Annotated in this window: 16 protein-coding genes; 14 read left to right on the forward strand and 2 right to left on the reverse strand. The window is 52.2% G+C overall.

Going from position 1 to position 19,690, the window contains the following annotated elements; genetic code table 11:
• Positions 1-69 precede the first annotated feature (69 nt).
• The 8 genes from FYJ51_RS03615 to rbr all read left to right on the forward strand — a co-directional run bounded on the left by FYJ51_RS03615 (position 70) and on the right by rbr (position 9,765).
• A complete protein-coding gene (locus FYJ51_RS03615) occupies positions 70-1,200 on the forward strand; it encodes an Mbeg1-like protein (RefSeq protein WP_154503300.1) in 1,131 nt (376 codons plus the stop codon).
• On the forward strand, positions 1,193-2,125 hold the full coding sequence (locus FYJ51_RS03620; RefSeq protein WP_154503302.1) for a TIGR01212 family radical SAM protein: 933 nt from the start codon (positions 1,193-1,195) through the stop codon (positions 2,123-2,125). The genes FYJ51_RS03615 and FYJ51_RS03620 overlap by 8 nt, the downstream gene beginning before the upstream one ends.
• Positions 2,106-2,756: a trimeric intracellular cation channel family protein gene (locus tag FYJ51_RS03625; protein WP_205946158.1), complete on the forward strand. Its 651-nt coding sequence runs from the start codon at positions 2,106-2,108 to the stop codon at positions 2,754-2,756. The genes FYJ51_RS03620 and FYJ51_RS03625 overlap by 20 nt, the downstream gene beginning before the upstream one ends.
• Before the next feature lie 65 nt (positions 2,757-2,821).
• A complete protein-coding gene (locus tag FYJ51_RS03630) occupies positions 2,822-3,967 on the forward strand; it encodes an exonuclease SbcCD subunit D (protein ID WP_105304393.1) in 1,146 nt (381 codons plus the stop codon).
• Positions 3,964-6,789, forward strand: coding sequence for an AAA family ATPase (locus FYJ51_RS03635; RefSeq protein ID WP_154503304.1), 2,826 nt, complete (start codon positions 3,964-3,966; stop codon positions 6,787-6,789). The genes FYJ51_RS03630 and FYJ51_RS03635 overlap by 4 nt, the downstream gene beginning before the upstream one ends.
• A complete protein-coding gene (locus FYJ51_RS03640) occupies positions 6,782-7,051 on the forward strand; it encodes a DUF1294 domain-containing protein (protein ID WP_105304391.1) in 270 nt (89 codons plus the stop codon). The genes FYJ51_RS03635 and FYJ51_RS03640 overlap by 8 nt, the downstream gene beginning before the upstream one ends.
• Before the next feature lie 248 nt (positions 7,052-7,299).
• Complete coding sequence (locus FYJ51_RS03645; protein WP_154503306.1) at positions 7,300-8,901, forward strand: ATP-binding cassette domain-containing protein; 1,602 nt, start codon at positions 7,300-7,302, stop codon at positions 8,899-8,901.
• 216 nt (positions 8,902-9,117) lie between these two features.
• Positions 9,118-9,765: a rubrerythrin gene (gene rbr / locus FYJ51_RS03650; protein ID WP_154503308.1), complete on the forward strand. Its 648-nt coding sequence runs from the start codon at positions 9,118-9,120 to the stop codon at positions 9,763-9,765.
• Between the two features lie 190 nt (positions 9,766-9,955).
• On the opposite strand, the gene FYJ51_RS03655 is transcribed toward rbr, so the two are convergent.
• The gene (locus tag FYJ51_RS03655; protein WP_154503311.1) at positions 9,956-10,996 is read right to left on the reverse strand and encodes a threonine aldolase family protein; all 1,041 of its coding nucleotides are present in this window, start codon (positions 10,994-10,996) and stop codon (positions 9,956-9,958) included.
• Positions 10,971-11,906, reverse strand: a complete 936-nt coding sequence (locus tag FYJ51_RS03660) for a DMT family transporter (protein ID WP_167836574.1) — start codon at positions 11,904-11,906, stop codon at positions 10,971-10,973. Before FYJ51_RS03660 ends, FYJ51_RS03655 begins: the two co-directional genes overlap by 26 nt.
• Positions 11,907-12,139: 233 nt before the next feature.
• Between FYJ51_RS03660 and FYJ51_RS03665 the strand changes: the two genes are divergently transcribed.
• From FYJ51_RS03665 to FYJ51_RS03690, 6 genes are all read left to right on the forward strand, one after another.
• Positions 12,140-15,070, forward strand: a complete 2,931-nt coding sequence (locus tag FYJ51_RS03665; RefSeq protein WP_154503314.1) for an acyl-CoA dehydratase activase — start codon at positions 12,140-12,142, stop codon at positions 15,068-15,070.
• Between the two features lie 4 nt (positions 15,071-15,074).
• Positions 15,075-16,340 carry a 2-hydroxyacyl-CoA dehydratase gene (locus tag FYJ51_RS13790; protein WP_154503317.1) on the forward strand — a complete coding sequence of 422 codons (1,266 nt, stop codon included), beginning with the start codon at positions 15,075-15,077 and terminating at the stop codon, positions 16,338-16,340.
• Positions 16,337-17,044 (forward strand): HAD family hydrolase, encoded by a 708-nt coding sequence (locus tag FYJ51_RS03675; protein WP_154503320.1) that lies wholly within the window; start codon positions 16,337-16,339, stop codon positions 17,042-17,044. The genes FYJ51_RS13790 and FYJ51_RS03675 overlap by 4 nt, the downstream gene beginning before the upstream one ends.
• A 293-nt stretch (positions 17,045-17,337) precedes the next feature.
• A complete protein-coding gene (locus FYJ51_RS03680; RefSeq protein WP_154503323.1) occupies positions 17,338-17,790 on the forward strand; it encodes a YhcH/YjgK/YiaL family protein in 453 nt (150 codons plus the stop codon).
• Positions 17,791-17,871: 81 nt separating this feature from the next.
• On the forward strand, positions 17,872-18,804 hold the full coding sequence (cysK, locus tag FYJ51_RS03685; protein ID WP_154503326.1) for a cysteine synthase A: 933 nt from the start codon (positions 17,872-17,874) through the stop codon (positions 18,802-18,804).
• A gap of 3 nt (positions 18,805-18,807) precedes the next feature.
• Complete coding sequence (locus tag FYJ51_RS03690; protein WP_154503329.1) at positions 18,808-19,623, forward strand: serine O-acetyltransferase; 816 nt, start codon at positions 18,808-18,810, stop codon at positions 19,621-19,623.
• The last annotated feature ends 67 nt before the right edge of the window (positions 19,624-19,690 follow it).

Consider the following 19,690-nt stretch of genomic DNA (forward strand, 5'->3'; position numbering starts at 1 on the left):
GTTTTTCTCTCTCTCCAGGTATTCATTTTCCATCGGGGTATGCGAAAATAGCATCGGAAGTGTGAGAGTATGGAAAAAGAAGGATACAGTCTGACTGACTATGTCGTGATGCGGGGTGATGTCACCCTGAAAGAACGGGAGCTGAATGCGGCCGACAATCTGGTGTTCTGCCTGCTCAGCTATCTGCCGTTTCATGAAGTGGTGAATGGAGAAGAGCGGGTTTCGATCCGGGAATGCAGGGATCGGTTTCTTTCGGCCGGTACGTTCTCAGGGAAAGAATGGCAGAAGTCTTCGCGGCTCCAGGTGCTGAATGCGGCGGCGGATACGGAGCGGTTCGGACCGCTGAAGCTGTATCATTGCACGGAGATCCTGAGTACGGATCTGGATGAGCAGTTTGCGGCGATGAGTGTGGAGCTCAATCGCAGAGACCGGTTCATCGCATTCCGGGGAACAGATGATACGATTGTGGGATGGAAAGAGGATTTCATGATTTCGTTTACCCGGATTCCTGCTCAGGAGTCGGCGAAGAAGTATCTGGAGAAAGAGACGGTGCCGGGGTTCCGGTATTATGTCGGCGGTCATTCCAAGGGCGGGTTTCTGGCCGTGTATGCCTCTGCCGCAATGCCGAAGGCAAAGCAGAAGCGGATCATCCGGATCTTTGATAATGACGGACCTGGCATCTGCCCGGATGTCATGAGCACGGATATCGTGGACCCGATCCGGAATCTCGTGACGAGAATCGAGCCGGCCTACGATGTGATCGGCAAGCTGTTTGAACTGAAGTTCCCGGATACGAGGATCGTGGTCAGCAGCGCTGCCGGGATCATGGAACATGATCCTGCGTCCTGGCGCGTGAAGAATGGCGTGGAGCTATTGACAGTTCCGGAATCGAATCCGGCCTGTGCCTGGGTCAATGAGGTGCTGGATACGTGGATCAGCGGATTGAATCCGGAAGACCGCAAGGCATTTGTGAATGACTTCTTTGATTCGCTGGCAGCCGGGGGAGCTTCGGATGTGCAGGAGGTCATGGGAAAGGGCTTTGAAGAAGTTCTGACTTCCGTGATCAATTCGAGCCAGCAGGCAAAGGATGCGGGCTGGAGTCTTCCGAAAGCTGCAGTCACGGTCAGCCTGGCAAGGATCCGGGAGTCCTTTGCAAAGTTCCAGGAAAAGAATCAGAAGAAGAAAGAAGTTCATGAGTGAGCGTTATCTTTCGTTTCCGGTCTGGTGCAGAGAACAGTTCGGGAAGCGGCTTTACCGCATTCCGCTGGATGCGGGCATGACATGTCCGAACCGGGATGGAACACTGGGAACGAAGGGCTGCATTTTCTGCGATGCAGGGGGAAGCGGCGACTTTGCGGTGCATTATGAGGGTCAGCAGCTTCAGCTCGATGAAGTTCCGTATCTTTCCTGCAGAGATGCAGGAGAAAGAAGCTATATCTTCTATTTCCAGGCTTATACGAATACGTATGCTCCGATTGAACGGCTGCGGTTTCTGTACTCTGCCGCCTTGCAGGATCCGCTTTCGGCAGGCATCTCGATTGCGACCAGGCCGGACTGCATGTCTTCAGAGGTATACCGGCTTCTGGCAGAACTGAAAAAAGCATTTCCGGATCGGTTCATCTGGGTGGAGCTCGGCCTGCAGACCATGCATGCACAGACGGCAGAGTATATCCGCAGAGGATATCCGACTTCTGTGTTTGATGATTGTGTTTCGAAGCTTCATGCGCTTGGCATTGACGTGATTGCACATGTGATCCTGGGACTGCCTGGAGAGAGTGATGAGATGGTCTATCAGACCATCGACCACCTGAATGCAGTGAAGATAGATGGCGCGAAGCTGCAGCTGCTGCATGTTCTGGCAGGAACTGATTTAGCGAAAGAATACCAGTCCGGGGCGTTTGAGGTGCTCTGTGAGGAGCATTATGTGAAGCTGGTCTCTGGCTGCATTGCACGTCTCAGAAAGGAGACCGTGATTCACCGTCTCACAGGCGACGGGCCTGGGAACCTGCTGATTGCTCCGCAATGGAGCCGCCATAAGAAGCGGGTACTGAATGAGATCCGCCATGTTCTGAAAACGGAAGACATCCGGCAGGGGTGTCTGTGTTATGATTTCCATGATGACTGACTATACCCTGATATTTGAATTGATCGGAACGGTTGCATTTGCGATTTCCGGTGCTTCCGTAGGACTTCGTTCCCGTTCGGACCTGTTCGGCGTGCTGGCCCTGGGCATTGTCACGGCGACAGGCGGCGGCGTGATCCGTGATCTCGTGCTGGGGGTCATACCGCCCAGTGGCTTTACCGATCCGATCTATGTGATTACTGCTGCGGTTTCTTCTGCAATTGTATTTGCAGTGGCATATCTGAAGTCGAGACATCCTTCGAACCTGAATGTGGAGAACTGGAAACAGCTGCTCCTGGTCATGGATTCGATCGGGCTCGGAATTTTCACGGTAGTCGGCGTGCATTCTGCAATCAGCAAGTACGGAACCGGGAATGGCTTTCTGTGCGTGTTCTCCGGCCTTGTGACCGGAGTCGGAGGAGGCTTGCTGAGAGATATGATGGTGGACCGGCTGCCGGATATTTTCCGCAAGCATGTCTATGCGGTGGCTTCCATCATCGGCGCAGAAGTATGTCTGATTTTATGCCGGCTGAATCTGGCTTCGTTCTCGATTGCGGCAGGGGCTGCCGTGATTGTCGTGGTCCGGGTTCTGGCTGCGCATTTCCAGTGGAATCTTCCCCGGATTGAGCAGTGAATCCGGGCTTCTTCTGTTTTCCGCTGGTATAATGCTTTCAAGCATCATAGAGGGGGTATTTAGCTATGAAACTGGCGCACCTGTCAGACCTTCATCTGGGGAAGGTCGTCTGCGGGTATTCGATGCTCGAAGATCAGCGTGAGATTCTTCATCAGATCGAAGAGAAACTGATCCGCAAGGGAGTGGATACGGTCGTGATTGCTGGCGATGTGTATGATCGTACCGTGCCGCCGGCAGAGGCAGTCACGCTGCTGAATGATTTTCTTTCAGCTCTGAAACGTGAGAATATGAATATTTTCCTGATTGCTGGAAATCATGACAGCGGAGAGCGCCTTTCCTTTGCGGGAGATCTGCTGGACGAAGTGAATGTGCATATCTCGGGAGTATGGAATGGCAAGCTGACCTGCACGGATCTGATGGATCGCTTCGGTCCTTATCATGTGTGGAGTCTTCCGTACCTGCGTCCGTCTGCAGTCAACCGGTTTATCGAAGATGAATCGAAGAAAGTATCTACATATGAAGAAGCAGTGAAATATGCGCTGTCTACCGCAGATCTGAATCCGGAAGAGCGGAATATTCTGGTTGCGCATCAGTTCGTTGCCGGTGCTTCTCTGGAAGAAGACGGGTCTGAGGAGTTTGCGGTCGGAGGTCTGGACTGCATCGATTCGTCGGTATTCGATGGGTTTGATTATGTGGCCCTCGGGCATATTCATACGTCTCAGGCGGCAGGCAGCCAGACGGTGCGCTACTGCGGGACGCCTCTAGCTTATTCATTCGGCGAGAAGAACGAGAAGTCCATCACGTTGGTAGATCTAGAAGAGAAGGGACAGATGCGGATCAGCCTGATCCGTCTGACTCCGAAGCGTCCGTTTGCAGTGCTGGAAGGAATGTTCGCGGATCTTCTGAAGCCGGAGATGATTGAAAAACACCAGCAGGAATATCTCAGCATCATTCTGGATGATCCCCAGGATGTGCCCGATGCCATCACGACGCTCGGTGCGCATTACCCGTATATCATGAAGCTCGATTATGCCAGCCGCAGCGTGAAAGGGGAAGAAGCGCTGCAGGCTGCGGAGGAGATGGAGAAGAAAACACCGTACGATCTCTTTGCGGAATTCTATGAACAGCGCAATCAGCAGGAGATGAGCGAGGAGCAGAAAGAATACGTTCAGAAAGAGATTAATGAGATCTGGAAAGGAGAGCAGGCATGAGACCGCTGAAGCTGACAATGTCCGCATTCGGACCATATGCAGACAAGACGATGCTGGATCTGTCTCTGCTCGGGGATCATGGCCTCTATCTGATTACCGGTGATACCGGAGCTGGCAAGACGACGATCTTCGATGCGATTTCCTATGCGCTTTACGGAGAGACTTCCGGCGGGATGCGCCAGCCTGATATGCTCAGAAGCCAGTATGCGGCAGAAGAGACGGAAACCTATGTCGAGATGGAATTCGAATTCCAGGGCAGAACTTATAAGATCCGCAGAAATCCGGAGTATTCGTGGTCCAAGGTGCTGAAGAACGGCACGAGGAAAGCGCAGAAGAAAACTGCGGATGCCGAGCTGACATATCCGGATGGTCATACCGTTTCCAAGGGCAAGGCGGTGACTTCTGCCATTGAGGAGCTGCTCGGCATTGACCGGGAGCAGTTTGCAGAGATTGCGATGATTGCCCAGGGCAGTTTCCAGGAACTGCTGACGGCAGATACGAAGAAGCGCAATGAGATCTTCCGGGAACTGTTCCATACGTCCTACTACAAGGAGCTGCAGGAAAAGCTCAGCCAGAATGCCAATGATCTAAAGGGAGAGATCCATGGCGGCAGAAGGGATATCTCTTCCATCACTGCTTCGATTCAGTGTACGGAAGACAGTCCTCATAAGGAACAGCTGGATCTTCTGATCAGCAGGCGGGAGAGCGTGCAGCCGGAAGATGCGGCGGCGCTGCTGAAAGAACTGATTGCGGAAGACGAACAGCTGCTGCAGAAGAAGGATGAAGAACTGCAGCAGGTTCATGACCATCTGGAATCCATTGCCGGAGAACTGCGCAAGGGTGACGAGATCCGGCGGATCTATGATCAGCTCGATGCGGCAAGTGCTTCGATTCCGGATCTTCAGAACAAGCGGGATCAGTGGAAAAACCTGCTCGATTCGCTGAATCAGAGCGGTGAGAAGGAAACCATCGCCGGCATGCGGGCAGTTTACAATGAACGCAGAAGAGCTCTGCCGAAGTATCAGGAACTGACGGAGCATCTGGCCGCGGCTGCGCTGGCCGGAAAGAATTCAGAGGAATTCCTGAAACAGGCTGAAACCGAAGAAGGAAAGCTCAGCGGGCTGCGCACGGAACTGGAAGCGGATAAGAAGAAACAGGAAGCTCTTGATGGGGCTGATGTGAAGCATGTGAAGGCGGCTGAGAAGGTTGAGGCGCTGGATCGTCAGGCAGATTCTCTGAATCAGGCGATCCGGCAGGCTGAAGTGCTTCTGAAGGCGGGAGAGGATTATCAGAATGCGGTGCAGGAACTGCAGAAAGCAGATGCTGCATATGCCCGCAAGACCGAAGAATATCATGCGATTCTCGGTGCATTCCTGGCTGGACAGACTGGAATTCTGGCTTCTCAGCTGGCCGAGGGGAGACCGTGTCCGGTATGCGGGTCTGTCTCTCATCCATCGCCTGCACATCATAGTGAAGGCACTCCGCGAGAGAATCAGGTCAGGGCTTCAGAGACTTCGATGAATCAGGCAAATGAAGTCCTCAAGAAGTGGGGAAGCACGTGTCAGGCATGTCTGGAGCGTCAGGAAGTGGAAGCTGAGCATGAAAAGGAAGCCATGAAGAATGCCGGAGTGAAAGCTTCGGGACAGGCCGGAAAGCAGGAAGCCCAGCAGAAGCTGGAAAAAGTGATGATGCTCCGCGAGCAGGCAGTCAGCGAACGCGATGCGCTGGCTGAACAGGAAACGCAGCTGAAGCAGCTGCGGCTCAGGATTCCTTCGCTGCAGAATGCAATCCGGACCAGTGAGGCAGCTATTGCCGATCTGAGACGGAAGGCTGATGTGCTTGCGCAGAAGAAGAAGTCTGAGGCAGCTAGGAGCGAAGAGCTGAAGCGGGAACTGAATTATCCGAGCGAAGAAGCAGCGAAAGCAGACCTTGCCCGCATGGATCAGGAGATTCATAAGCGGGAACAGCATTATGAAAAGACCGGTTTTGCGGCTAGTGAAGCAGAAAAGAATCTGTCGGCAGGACTTGCGGCAAAGAAGCAGGTGAACCGGACGCTTGCGGCAACCGGAGTCACGGATCGCGATGCGTTTGTGAAGAACCAGGCTGCCCTGCGCCAGGATCGGGCGGCCATGGAAACCCAGCGGGTTGCGCTGCAGTCGCAGCGGGATGCGGTGAATGGCAGACTTTCCGTGAATAAGCCGGCTCTGAAGAAGCTGCAGAAGTATGCGTCCAGCCTGGATGAGGCAACCCGCAGATGGCAGTGGATGAATGATCTTGCGATGACGGCAGATGCCGGCATGAAGGGCAGAGAGAAGATCACGCTGGAAGATTATGTCCAGATGGCATATTTTGACCGGATTCTGTATCGGGCAAATCTGCGCCTGAGAGTCCTGTCAGACGGGCAGTATGAACTGGTCCGCAGCGAGGCAAGAGGCCTGCGCAGTCATGAGGCCCTGGAACTGGATGTCATCGATCACTATACAGGCAGAAACCGCAGTGTGCGTTCGCTGTCCGGAGGAGAATCATTTGAGGCTTCTCTGGCGCTTGCGTTAGGACTCTCGGATGAAGTGCAGAGCCAGGCGGGCGGTGTTCAGATCGATACGATGTTCATCGATGAAGGATTCGGAACTCTGGATCATGATTCTCTGTCGCAGGCGATTTCTGTGCTGGAACGTCTGTCCGGAGAGAACCGCCTGGTCGGCATGATTTCTCACGTCGAGGAACTCAAGGACCGGATTCCGAAGAAGATCATCGTGACGAAGGAACTCGAAGCACGAAACGCCACACAGCCGGGCTCGAGAGCGGAGATCGTCTGTGAGTAGACCGCTTGCGGTTTATCTGATTGCGGTCAGTCTGGTTTCGTTTGCGCTGTTCGGGATCGACAAGCAGAAAGCAGTTCATCATGCTTGGCGCATTCCGGAGAGAGTGCTGATTCTTTCGGCCATTGCTGGCGGCAGCATCGGAGCATTGCTCGGCATGGGTTGCTTTCACCATAAGACGAGGAAACCGCTGTTTTCCGTCGGCATTCCGGTGATTCTCTGCCTGCAGGTTCTGATCCTGCTGAAGGCTGATCACATAATTTGACGAAAATCTGACATAATTCTGCGGAAGTGAGTTCTTATTATAAAAGTACAGACAGAGATGTCTGACCTGAAATGATTGGACCCCTTTCCCAATCCATCAGAAATAATCCCCTTTTACAACCGGAAAAGACCTCCTGAATCCCTCATCGGAGGCCTTTTCTGTTTGCAGAACTAAGAGCTGCTGTGAGAACATATCAATCAGAGATGACCGGCATCCGTGCTGGTTTCTGAGAGATAGGGGAGAAAGTTATGAACCTTGTTCTGAAATTCCTGATAGAAGCTGTCCGGAAAAACCCAGGATATTTTCTGAAAAGCATTAGTCTCACGATCCTCTGTGCATGTCTTGCCTCTTCTGCGCCATGGCTTCTGCAGCACACCCTGGAGGCATATGCACAGAAGTCCTCTGATCAGATGGTGCTCTCCAGCTGCCTGCTTATTCTCATCCCATCAGCAAGCATCATTCTGGAAATTGTCTGGAACCAGTCACTGGACCGATTCGGCGGAAAATTTATCAAAGATCTGCTCACGCAATGCCAGCAGGTCCTGATGCGTGCTGACGGTTATGACGTGATGAAGTATCCGGAAGATACATTGTCCTTCCGGCTGTACAGCAATGTGCTGGATGTCTTCAGAACGATCGGACACCATATTCCGCAGCTCATCGGTTCCCTGATTCTCGTGCTGATCCTGCTTATGGTTTCTCTGAGGGAGAATCCCAGCCTCGGCATCTTCCTGGCAATTGCCTTTCTGGCGGGAACCGGAATTTCTTATTTTTCACATAAGGCAATCCAGTTCTTTAATGAGGAGACAAACCGATCATTGTCCTGCCTGCATGGCCATATTGTGAATTTCACGGAGTCTCTGGATTATTACAAAGTAAACCTGCTGGAAAAAGAAATCACCGATCAGACCGCCCGCGATGTGGATGCATTCATTCAGGCAAGCATCAGGGAAGACAGGCACGTGTATTTCTATTCCGGAATCGTGAAGCAGAGCAATACCTTGATCTCGGTGTTTTTTTCTTTTCTTCTGGCATATCAGCTGGAGCATGGGATTACTTTGAATGCTGCGGTGTATACTCTGCTGTTCAATCTGGTCATGCGTCAGGCGGAAAATGCAGAACAATTGCTCATGGCGATCAGCCGGACACTGATCAGTTTCAGAAATACGGATGAACTGCTGAAACTGCCTCAGCATAACGGGACCCTGGCAATCAGGAAGATCAATTGTCTGGAAATTGATCTCAGCGGGTTTTCTTATCCTGATCATGCTCAGCGGATTCTCGAATCATTTCATGCCCGATTTGCCAGAGGAAGCTGCATTCATCTGATGGGAAGAAATGGTTCGGGCAAAAGCACCCTGTTCAGGCTGCTGACCAAGACGATTGAATGCTATGATGGGAAGATCCTTGTGGATGGAATCAGTCTGTCGGAAATCGAAACAGAAAGCTACCTGAATAGAATTGCTTATATCAGCCAGTCAGAGCCTCTTCTGAATCTTCCTGTAAAAGAATATCTGCGGAAAGTTACACATCAGCCGTTAGCAGATGATGAAATCGATCAGATTCTCGATCGCCTTCATTTCGGCGATTCAGAGGTATGCATTCAGAACGGAGGGACAAACCTGTCCGGGGGCCAGATCAAGAAACTTCTGCTGGCAAAGCTGATGATTATGGAATCTCATGCAGATTGCATTTTCCTGGATGAGATAGATTCAGAGCTGGATCTGGAAACCAGAGCTCTTTATGAAGAACTGCTGAATGAAATTGCTGCAGAAAAGAACAGGATCATCTGCGTGATTCAGCATCATCCGGATTCGCGGATTCATTTTGATGCTGTGGTCCAGCTGTGACCAGTTTTTCTGATTTTCTGAGTTCACGCGGAGTGAGCATCTGATTCATGCAGACTTGGTGAATGACTCAGAAACAGAGGCCGGCAGAAGGATACATAAGGCTTCTATCGGCCTGCATCATAGCGAGACGGATTATGATTCCTCGCGAAATGCCTTGATTTTTTCGGAAAATGACAATAATAATGAAAACAGGTGAAGGAGGCCTGAGATCAGATTATGAAATTCAGATGCAAGGTATGCGGGTATGTGTATGAGGGCGATGCGGCTCCTGAGGAATGCCCGGTATGCCATAAGAAGGGAGTATTCGAACCGGTAGAGGAAGAAAAGAAGAATCCGTATGCAGGCACGAAGACCGAGAAGAATCTTCTGCAGGCATTTGCAGGAGAGTCTGAGGCGCGCAATAAGTATACGTTCTTCGCTTCGGTTGCAAAGAAGCAGGGCTATGAGCAGATTGCTGCACTGTTCCTGAAGACAGCTGAAAACGAGAAGGAACATGCAAAGCTCTGGTTCAAGGAGCTCGGCATGCTCGGCAATACGGCTGAGAACCTGGAAGCAGGTGCGGAAGGCGAGAACTACGAGTGGACAGATATGTATGCCCGCATGGCAAAGGAAGCAGATGAAGAAGGCTTCCATGAGCTGGCAGAGAAGTTCCGCGGCGTGGGTGCGATCGAGAAGACGCATGAAGAGCGCTATCGCAAGCTGCTGCATAATGTCGAGACAAAAGAAGTATTCGAGAAGAGCGAAGTCAAGATCTGGGAATGCCGCAATTGCGGACATATTGTAGTCGGCACCAAGGCGCCGGACGTCTGCCCGGTATGCGGACATCCGCAGTCTTACTTCGAAGTGCACGAAGAGAATTACTGAGCATTATCCGAATTTCAGTTTCCATGGGAACATGTGCTGTCTGCATGTTCCTTTTTTCTGGCTCTGGGCAGATCAGACAGCATTGATCTGCTCTGAAACAGAAGGTGCAAGCGGATCCGCTTCTGCTGCAGCTATGCAGGTTCTGAAGGAAGCCTGGACCCGGAAAGAAAACAGGCAGCCGCCTGTTCTCTTATAAGGATTTCAGAATCTGAATGAGCTGATCCGTGTCTTCCTGCTTTGTCGCCCAGCTGGTGACCAGACGGATCACGGTATGATTCTCATCGGACTGTTCCCAGAAGCTGAATTCCAGCTGTTCAGAGAGCTTCTTCATCCTGCTGTTTTCCAGGCTGACGAAGATCTGGTTCGTCGGATTGATGAGCATCTGGCGATAGCCGGAATCGTTCAGAACCTTACGGATCTGATCTGCCTGTCTGACTGCAGATGCGCCGATCTTCCGATAGAGATCATCCCGGAACAATTCATCAAACTGAATGCCGAGAATTCTTCCCTTTGCAAGCAGAGCACCATGCTGCTTGATGATCGTGAAGAAATGAGGAATCAGAGACGGATCCGGAATCACGACTGCTTCTCCGAATAAGGCACCGCATTTGGTTCCGCCGATGTAGAAGACATCGCAGAGCTTTGCTAAGTCTTTCAGGGATACCGTATTCTCGCTGCTGGCCAGGGCATAGGCAAGTCTGGCGCCATCGATATAGAGCTTCAGTCCATGAGAATGAGAGACGCGGCTGATGGCGGTCAGTTCCTCAAGGGAATACAGCGTTCCCAGTTCCGTCGGCTGCGAGAGATAGATCATGCCCGGCATCACCATGTGATCCCGGTTGCCGTCGTTCTCGTAAGCAGAAGCGAAGGCATCGATCTGCATGGCGGTGATCTTTCCTTCGGAAGAAGGAAGGGTCATGACTTTATGCCCGCAGAATTCGATCGCCCCTGCTTCATGGACGCTGATGTGGCCGGTATCGGCAGTGATCACGCCCTGATAGGATTTCAGCAGAGAATCGATGACGACCGCGTTGGTCTGCGTTCCGCCGACCAGGAATTCCACTTCTGCCAAAGGGGCATCACAGGCGTTTCTGATCCGTTCCTTTGCAGAAGCGGTGATTTCATCGGCTCCGTAGCCTGGCGTATGATCATAGTTTGTTTCTTCCAGGCGTTTCAGAATAGAAGGGTAAGCACCTTCCTGATAATCACATGCGAAGTGCAGTTTTCCCATAGGTTTTCTTTTTCTCCTCAGGTTCAGCTTGATGCGAAATCAGCCACAGCATTCCGAAGATGCAGGCAAAGCCAGCCGCATCGCCAAGTGTTGCGGGCTGATGGAACAGAGTCACGGTGATGATGGCAGCGGTAGCTGGTTCCGAGAAGCCGTAGAGGATGCTCTTCTCCGGACCGATCAGCTTGACGCCGGTCATATAGCATGTAAATGCCAGAACGTTTCCGACGATGACGACGAAGGCGATGCCAGCATATCCTATCGGGGTCGGCACATAGCCATACGTCCATGGCCGGAACACAATCAGGAGAAACACCGATCCCATCAGGAATGCCCATCCCTGCAGCATTGCCACAGGGTATTGCGACAGAAGGCGTTTGGGATAGACGTTGTAGATTGTCACACAGACGGCACAGAGAACACCAGCCGCAAGCGCAGCAGGCGGAATTGCCAGATGGCCGAGATCTCCATGCGTTGTCAGCAGATAGACCCCGAGCAAAGCAAGCATGATGCTCAGCACTTCCCGGTGCGAGGGGGCTCTTCTTGCCTGCATGCATGATACCGCCAGGATCATGACCGGAGAAAGATCCTGCAGAATTGTTCCGATGGCAGCAGAGCTGAGCTGGATCGTCGTGAAGTACAGAAACTGGCAGAAGCTGATGCCGAGCAGCCCGTAGATCACAAGGTCTCTTGCGTCTTTCCAGGTGCGCCACGGATCCAGGGTGTGTTTTCCGTATCGGAAAAAGCTGTATGCAATCAGGATGATGCCAGCCAGGCCTAAACGGATCGGGACAAGCCATCTGCTGTCCATGCCCTCATAGGCGAAAAGATACTGCCCGACGGATCCGGATGCGCCCCAGCAGATTCCTCCGAATAATGTCAGAAATGCGCCTTTCAGCTGTGTATTTTTCATAAACGACTGCATTCTATCATTGCGGGGTAAGGCACGCAATCGGAAAAAGGAAAAACTGCGGCCTCAGCCTGATCTTGATTCCTGGAATGATTTTTCGGAGACTTCGCTTCAGATAGACATATTTCTGGATGTGTAAGAGATATTATTGCGAAATGCTGTGAAGTCGTTCAGATGTTTTGAACTTCCTTCATTTATTGTTTAAAATATCTTAGCTTTACGAGGAGAACTAGTGCATGCGTATTGGACTGGATATCGGGTCGACGACCATCAAGTGCGTCGTTCTGAATGAGCAGAATGAGATTGTATATTCGACTTATGAGCGTCATCTGAGTCATATTCTGGAAAAAGGAGAAGAAATCCTGACCAGGGTGAAAGAGCAGTATGTGCCTTCCGGGAAGGCGGTGCTTGCAATCTCGGGCTCTGCTGGCATGGGGCTTGCAGACCGGTCGGGGATTCCGTTTGTGCAGGAGGTATTTGCGACCCGGGTTGCGGCGAACAAGCTTGCCCCTGGCACCGACTGCATCATTGAGCTCGGCGGTGAGGATGCCAAGATCCTGTTTCTGACCAATGGGGTTGAAGTACGCATGAATGGCAGCTGCGCTGGCGGTACTGGTGCGTTCATCGATCAGATGGCGACGCTGCTGAAAATGAGTGCCGAAGAGATGGATGAGCAGGCATTAAAAGCAGAGCGTACCTATACGATTGCCAGCCGCTGCGGCGTATTTGCAAAGTCCGATGTGCAGCCGCTGATCAATCAGGGCGCAAAGCCTGGCGATATCGCTGCTTCTATCTATCAGGCAGTCGTCAATCAGACGATTGCCGGGCTTGCCCAGGGCCGGCCGATCAGGGGCAATATTCTGTATCTCGGCGGGCCGCTGACCTTCTCGCAGTGTCTCAGAAATTCATTTGACAAGACGCTGCATGTGCATGGCAGATGTCCGGAGAATTCTCTGCTCTACGTCGCGATGGGAGCTGCGTTCTATGCCGATCGGGAGATTGATCTGAACACGGCAATCCAGAAGCTGCGGGATTACAGCAAGACGGCGACTTACAGCAGCCTGCTGCCGCTGTTTCAGAATAAGGAAGAATACTGGGAGTTCCATAACCGCCATATGAAGGCGAGTGTTCCCCGGATTTCGTTTGATCAGGCAAAGGAGCCGGTCCATATCGGCATTGACAGCGGATCGACGACGATCAAGATGGTGATCATCGATTCCGATGAGAATATTCTGTTTACGTGGTATCAGCCGAATGATGGCAATCCGGTCACGCTGGTCAGAAAGACGCTGCTAGAAGTATTCCGCCAGCATCCCCAGCTGAAGGTCGCCAGTGTCACGACGACCGGGTATGGCGAAGATCTGATCCAGAATGCATTCCATTGCGACTACGGGCTGGTTGAGACGGTTGCGCATTTCACTGCCGCAAGGCATTTCATGCCCGATGTGGATTTCATCATCGATATCGGCGGTCAGGATATGAAGTGCTTCAAGATCGAGAATGGAGCCATTTCGAATATCTTCCTGAATGAGGCTTGTTCTTCGGGATGCGGTTCCTTCCTGCAGACGTTTGCGCAGGCGATGGGCTACGATGTGCAGGAGTTTGCACGCATGGGCCTTTACAGCAAGAAGCCGGTAGACCTCGGCAGCCGCTGCACGGTATTCATGAATTCGCAAGTCAAGCAGGCGCAGAAAGACGGAGCAGCGATTGAGGACATCAGTGCCGGTCTTTCGATCTCTGTCGTCAAGAATGCATTATATAAAGTCATCCGCTGCGCAAGCCCGGAAGAGCTCGGCAGAAAGATTGTCGTGCAGGGCGGTACCTTCTATAACGAAGCCGTGCTGCGGGCTTTTGAGAAAGAGATGGGCGTCGAAGTCATCCGTCCGGATATTGCCGGACTCATGGGGGCATTCGGAGCCGCATTGTATGGCAAAAAGAAGGCAGGCAGCGGTCATGTGTCTTCTCTGCTCAGCTTGGAAGAACTGGAATCCTTCGAGCAGAAGGTCACTTCCTTCACGTGTCAGGGCTGCGGCAATCACTGTCTGCTGACGGTGAATACGTTCCATGACGGCAAGCGTTTCATCTCCGGCAACCGCTGCGATAAGCCGGTGACTGGCAAAGCAGGAGATGACAGCCTGGATCTGTATGCCTACAAGCTGTCGGAGCTGCTGAAGTATGCAAAGAACCCGGGGGAAGGAACCAGAGGCAGGATCGGCATTCTATTCTGTCTGAATATGTATGAACTGCTGCCATTCTGGCATGCGTTCTGGACGAAGCTCGGCTTCCAGGTCGTGGTCAGCCCGGTCAGCAGCCGGAAGCTCTACCAGGAAGGGCAGGGAACGATCCCGAGCGATACGGCTTGCTATCCGGCCAAGCTTTCGCATGGACATATTGAAGAGCTTCTGAAGCAGAATGTGGATGCGATCTTCTATCCGTGCATGAGCTACAACATCGATGAAGACCTCGGCGATAATCATTACAACTGCCCGATTGTTGCATATTATCCGGAAGTGCTGAAGGACAATATCAAAGCCCTGGAGCAGACGAAGTTCATCTTCGACTTCGTGGATATCTCAAACCGTGAGGAATTCCGCAAACGGTATCCTGCATTGCTGAGAACGCATTTCCCGGATCTGAAGGATGAAGAGATCCGGGCGGCGATGGATGCGGCTTATGCAGAATATGAAGCGCATATGAAGGCGGTCCGTGACAAAGGTGCCTGGATCATCGAAGAGGCCCGGAAGCAGGGCAGGCATATCATTGTCCTGGCGGGACGTCCGTATCATGTGGATCCGGAGGTCAACCACGGCATCGACAAGCTGATCAGTAGGCTCGGTGCTGCGGTCGTCACGGAAGACTCTGTCAGCATCCATGAGCAGAGATTCAAGACTGCTGTGCTGAATCAGTGGACGTATCACAGCCGTCTGTATGCGGCTGCGAAGTACTGCACTGAGCAGCCTGATATGGACCTCGTGCAGCTGGTTTCCTTCGGCTGCGGTCTCGATGCGATCACGACGGATGAAACCAGAGAGATCCTGCAGGAAGGCAATAAGCTGTATACGCAGCTGAAGATCGATGAGATCACGAATCTGGGCACGGTCAACATCCGTCTGAGAAGCCTTCTCGCAGCCCTGGAAGAGCGTCAGGAAGAACAGGAGAAACAGTAAGCGCATGGAATATCTCACACCGAATTTCACCAAAGACATGCTGCAGGACTATACGCTGCTGATCCCGAATATGTGCCCGACCCAGTTCAGGCTGGTCAAGGCGGCAATGGAGAGCGAAGGCTATCATCGGGTGGAGCTTATGGGCAGCGGGTCAAGCGAAGTCACGCAGCTTGGCCTGAAGTACGTGCATAACGATACATGCTACCCGGCGCTGATCATCATCGGCCAGTTTCTGGATGCTCTGAATTCAGGCAAGTATGACGTGCATAAGACTGCATTGCTGATCACGCAGTCCGGCGGCGGCTGCCGGGCTTCGAATTATATCAAGCTTCTACGCAAGGCACTGGTCCGCTCCGGCTATGACTTCGTTCCGGTTGCTTCGGCAAATGCGAGCGGTCTTGAGGCTGGCTCGATCATGCCATGGACCCCGAAGATGCTGATGAAGATCTTTGCGGGAATTGAGTACGGCGATGAGATTGTCGCATTGCGCAATGAAGCACATGCCTATGAAATACACAGCGGCGATGCGGATGCGATGTGCGAGAAGTGGGTCGCCCAGCTGGATGACTGGATCCGTCATGACAAGCACTATCTGATTCCGGAGTTCGGTCATGTGTTCCGCATGATTGCGAAGGACTTTGCATCGATTCCGATGAAGCGCGTGCCGAAAGTCAAGGTCGGCGTGGTCGGAGAAATCTATGTGAAGTTCTCTCCCACCGGCAATAACAATCTGCTGCAGTTTCTGGAGAGCCAGGATTGCGAAGTCAATATGCCTGGTCTGATGGGATATGCGGAATACTGCTGCGCAAACTGGGCGATGGATGCAAAGTACTATGGCATCAGCCCGAAGATGGGAAAGTATGCCGGAATCGGGCTGAATCTGATGGATCATATCGGAAAGAAGATGTCGAAAGCCATGAGGCGCTATGGCTTCTATGCCCCGGGTTCCTTCAAGGAGCTAATGAAGAAGCCTGGCGATATCCTCTCGCTTGGTACGAAGATGGGCGAGGGCTGGCTGCTGACTGGGGAGATGCTGGAACTGATCGAAGGCGGCTACAGCAATATCGTATGTGCACAGCCCTTCGGCTGCCTGCCGAATCACATTGCCGGCAAAGGCGTCATCAACAAGATCCGCGAGAAATATCCGGAAGCCAATATCACTCCGGTAGACTATGATCCAAGCGCAACCAAGGTCAATCAGGAAAACCGCATCAAGCTGATGCTTGCAGTTGCCAAGGAGAATCTCAGAGAGACGGAGGCAGCGCGATGAAACAGGTGCTGTTCGATCTGGACGGAACGCTTCTGCCTATGGACATGGATGCATTTATCAGGGCGTATTTCGGTGAACTGGCAAAGTTCATGGCTCCATATGGCTTTGAACGGGAGCCGCTGATCGATGCGATGTGGACAGGCACCGCAGCAATGGTAAAGAATGACGGAACCTGTACGAATGAGCAGCGGTTCTGGTCGGTGTTCGAGCAGAAAACCGGGCATTCCCGGGCAGCAGAAGAAGCTCATTTTCTGGAATTCTACAGCACAGTTTTTGAAAATGCCCGTGCTGCGACAAGGGTCAATCCGATCTTTCGTAGAGTACTGAAGAATCTGAAGGAAGCCGGATGCCAGCCGATTCTTGCGACCAATCCCCTGTTTCCAGAGATTGCGACTGATTCCCGGATCCGGTGGGCGGGGCTTGAACCGGAGGACTTCCAGGCGATCACGACCTATGAAACTTCGTGTACGTGCAAGCCGAATCCGGAGTATTTCCTTGAAATCTGCCGGAACCTGGATCTTGATCCTGCCGAGTGCATAATGATCGGAAATGATGCGGAAGAAGATGCGGCGGCTCTGGAAACCGGGATGCAGGTATATCTGGTTACGGATTGCCTGATCAACCGGAAAGATCGGGATCTCAGTATGATTCCGCATGGAAACTCTGAAGCACTGGAAACGTTTCTGAAATCTCTTTCATTCTGACCTGAATTCACTGCAGAAAATCAAAAAAAACTGATGTTCTGACATTCCATTTCCGGCCGATTTATGTATATTATATTAATGGTCGGGGCACTGCGACTTCCATCCTGCGGATGGTTGGCTCTGGCCAGGGTGTCAGCGATGACAGCCCGTCTGTTCCGGTCCTCCTAGAAACCGGAACCTTGTTTGGAGTATGGAAACATACTCTACCCCTCACGGAAGCTCCCAGCCAGGGCTTCCATTTTTTCTGCGTTTCTCAGGAACTGCAGTATCATGAGAGGCAGGAGGACACTGAAATGATCATTGATTCCATTGAGCATCTTGAAGACTACAAGGCCGTGCTGCCGTATCTGGAAGAGGGACTGGAAGCCGTGAAGAAGAACGGAACGGACCAGATCGGGAAGTATATGTTCGAGCATGGGTTCTACATGGTTCAGGAAGGAGTGACGAAGCCGCTTTCCGAAGGAGACTTCGAGTCTCATCAGAAATATATTGACCTGCAGATCATTCTCGAAGGCAGCGAAGAAGTTGCCTGGCATGATGTCCGGGATCTGAAAGTGACGATTCCGTATGAGGAAGCAGGCGACAAGCAGAAGCTTTCAGGAGATCGTGAACATCATATGCTGATCTCGAAGGGGATGTTCTGGGCGGCTTTTCCATGGGATGGACATCGGCCGGTATGTCACACTGAACAGCCGCACACTTACCGGAAAATTGTCATGAAACTTCCGTATCAGAAAGCATTCTGATCGTTCTGAATGAACACTTCAGCTGAATTTCCGGCTGGAGTGTTTTATGATTTTTACAAGAGAAGAATCGGAGGAGAGATCATGGAAACAATTGCACAATCCATGGAGCAGTTGATCGGTCATACCCCTCTTCTGGAACTGACGCATCTTGAATCTGCATATGGCCTTGCTGCGAAGGTCTATGCCAAGCTGGAGTGCTTCAATGCGACTGGTTCTATCAAAGATCGGACGGCTCTCAGCATGATCGAGGATGCCGAAGAGCGAGGTATCCTGAAGCCGGATACGGTCATCATTGAACCGACTTCCGGCAATACGGGCATCGGTCTTGCGGCAATCGGAGCAGTCAGAGGCTACAGGGTCATCATCGTGATGCCGGATACGATGTCAGCAGAACGCCGGAAGCTGATGAAGGCGTATGGTGCTGAACTGGTCCTTTCAGATGGAAAGCTCGGCATGAAAGGCGCGATCGCGAAAGCTGAAGAGCTTGCCGGTTCAATGGACCATGCGTGGATTGCCGGACAGTTCGTGAATCCGGCGAACTGGAAGGCACATTACCGCACGACCGGACCGGAAATCCATGAAGCACTTGGGGGAAAGGTGGATGTTCTGGTTGCTGGCGTAGGGACCGGCGGAACCATCACCGGCATCTCGAAGTATCTGAAAGAGAAGAATCCGGGCGTGAAGGTCATTGCGGCAGAGCCGGCATCCTCGCCGGTGCTAAGCGGCGGAAAGCCAGGTCCGCATGCGATTCAGGGAATCGGGGCAGGATATATTCCGGAAGTTCTGGATACGAATGCATATGACGCAATTACGGAAGTCAGCGATGAAGACGCAGCTGCGACCGGGGCAGAGTTCGGAAGAAAAGAAGGGATTCTGGTCGGAATCTCAAGCGGAGCTGCGGTATGGGCGNCGATTCAGGAAGCGAAGAAACCGGAGAATGCCGGGAAGAATATCGTTGTGATCTGCCCGGATTCCGGGGATCGCTATCTTTCGACGGCGATGTTTCAGGAGTGAAGCATGGAAGAAAAAGATCAGACATTGCTGAACGAACTCAATGCAATCGGCAATGAGACGGTGTGTGCGGCATGTGAATACCCGGATCGCACGCATATCAAGGAAATCCTGAAGCTTGCCCAGGTCGTGATCCTGCCGGGGTTCTTCCATTACCAGGGACTCAGTCAGGAAGAAGCTCTGGGCAGGCTGAGAATGGATCTTCGAAAAGAACTTCAGAGCTGTTTCTGCATGGATGGTGACGGGCGGGACCCGCAAGAGGTTGCAGAGCAGTTTCTGGAGGGTCTTCCTCAGATCAAGAAATCGCTGATTACCGATATCCAGGCAATTTATGATGGAGATCCTGCTGCCAAGTCCAAGGCAGAAGTGATTCTCTGCTATCCTGGCTTCTATGCCATCTGCATCTACCGGATCGCGCATCATCTGATTGAGCTGAGAGTGCCGTTCATTCCCCGGGTGATGACGGAGTATGCCCATGAAAAGACCGGCATCGATATCAACCCGGGCGCGAAGATCGGGGACTATTTCTGCATTGACCATGGCACCGGCATCGTCATCGGTGAAACAGCAGTGCTCGGCCATCATGTGAAGCTGTATCAGGGGGTGACGATCGGAGCAAGGAGCTTCGATCTGGATGAGAATGGCCTGCCGGTCAAGTCGGGCAAGCGGCATCCGGATCTCGGCGATTATGTCATTGTCTATGCCAATGCGACGATTCTCGGCGGAGATACCGTGATCGGCGATCACAGTGTCATCGGCGGAAATGTCTGGCTTCTGGAGTCTGTGCCTCCGGGTAGCCATATCACTTATCGTGTGAAATAATCAGATCAGGGGATCTTCTTCGGGGGATTCCTTTTCTGATCGGAATCAGCTATTTTTCTTTTTTCTG

Source organism: Stecheria intestinalis, assembly GCF_009696165.1.
Taxonomy (GTDB): domain Bacteria; phylum Bacillota_I; class Bacilli_A; order Erysipelotrichales; family Erysipelotrichaceae; genus Bulleidia; species Bulleidia intestinalis.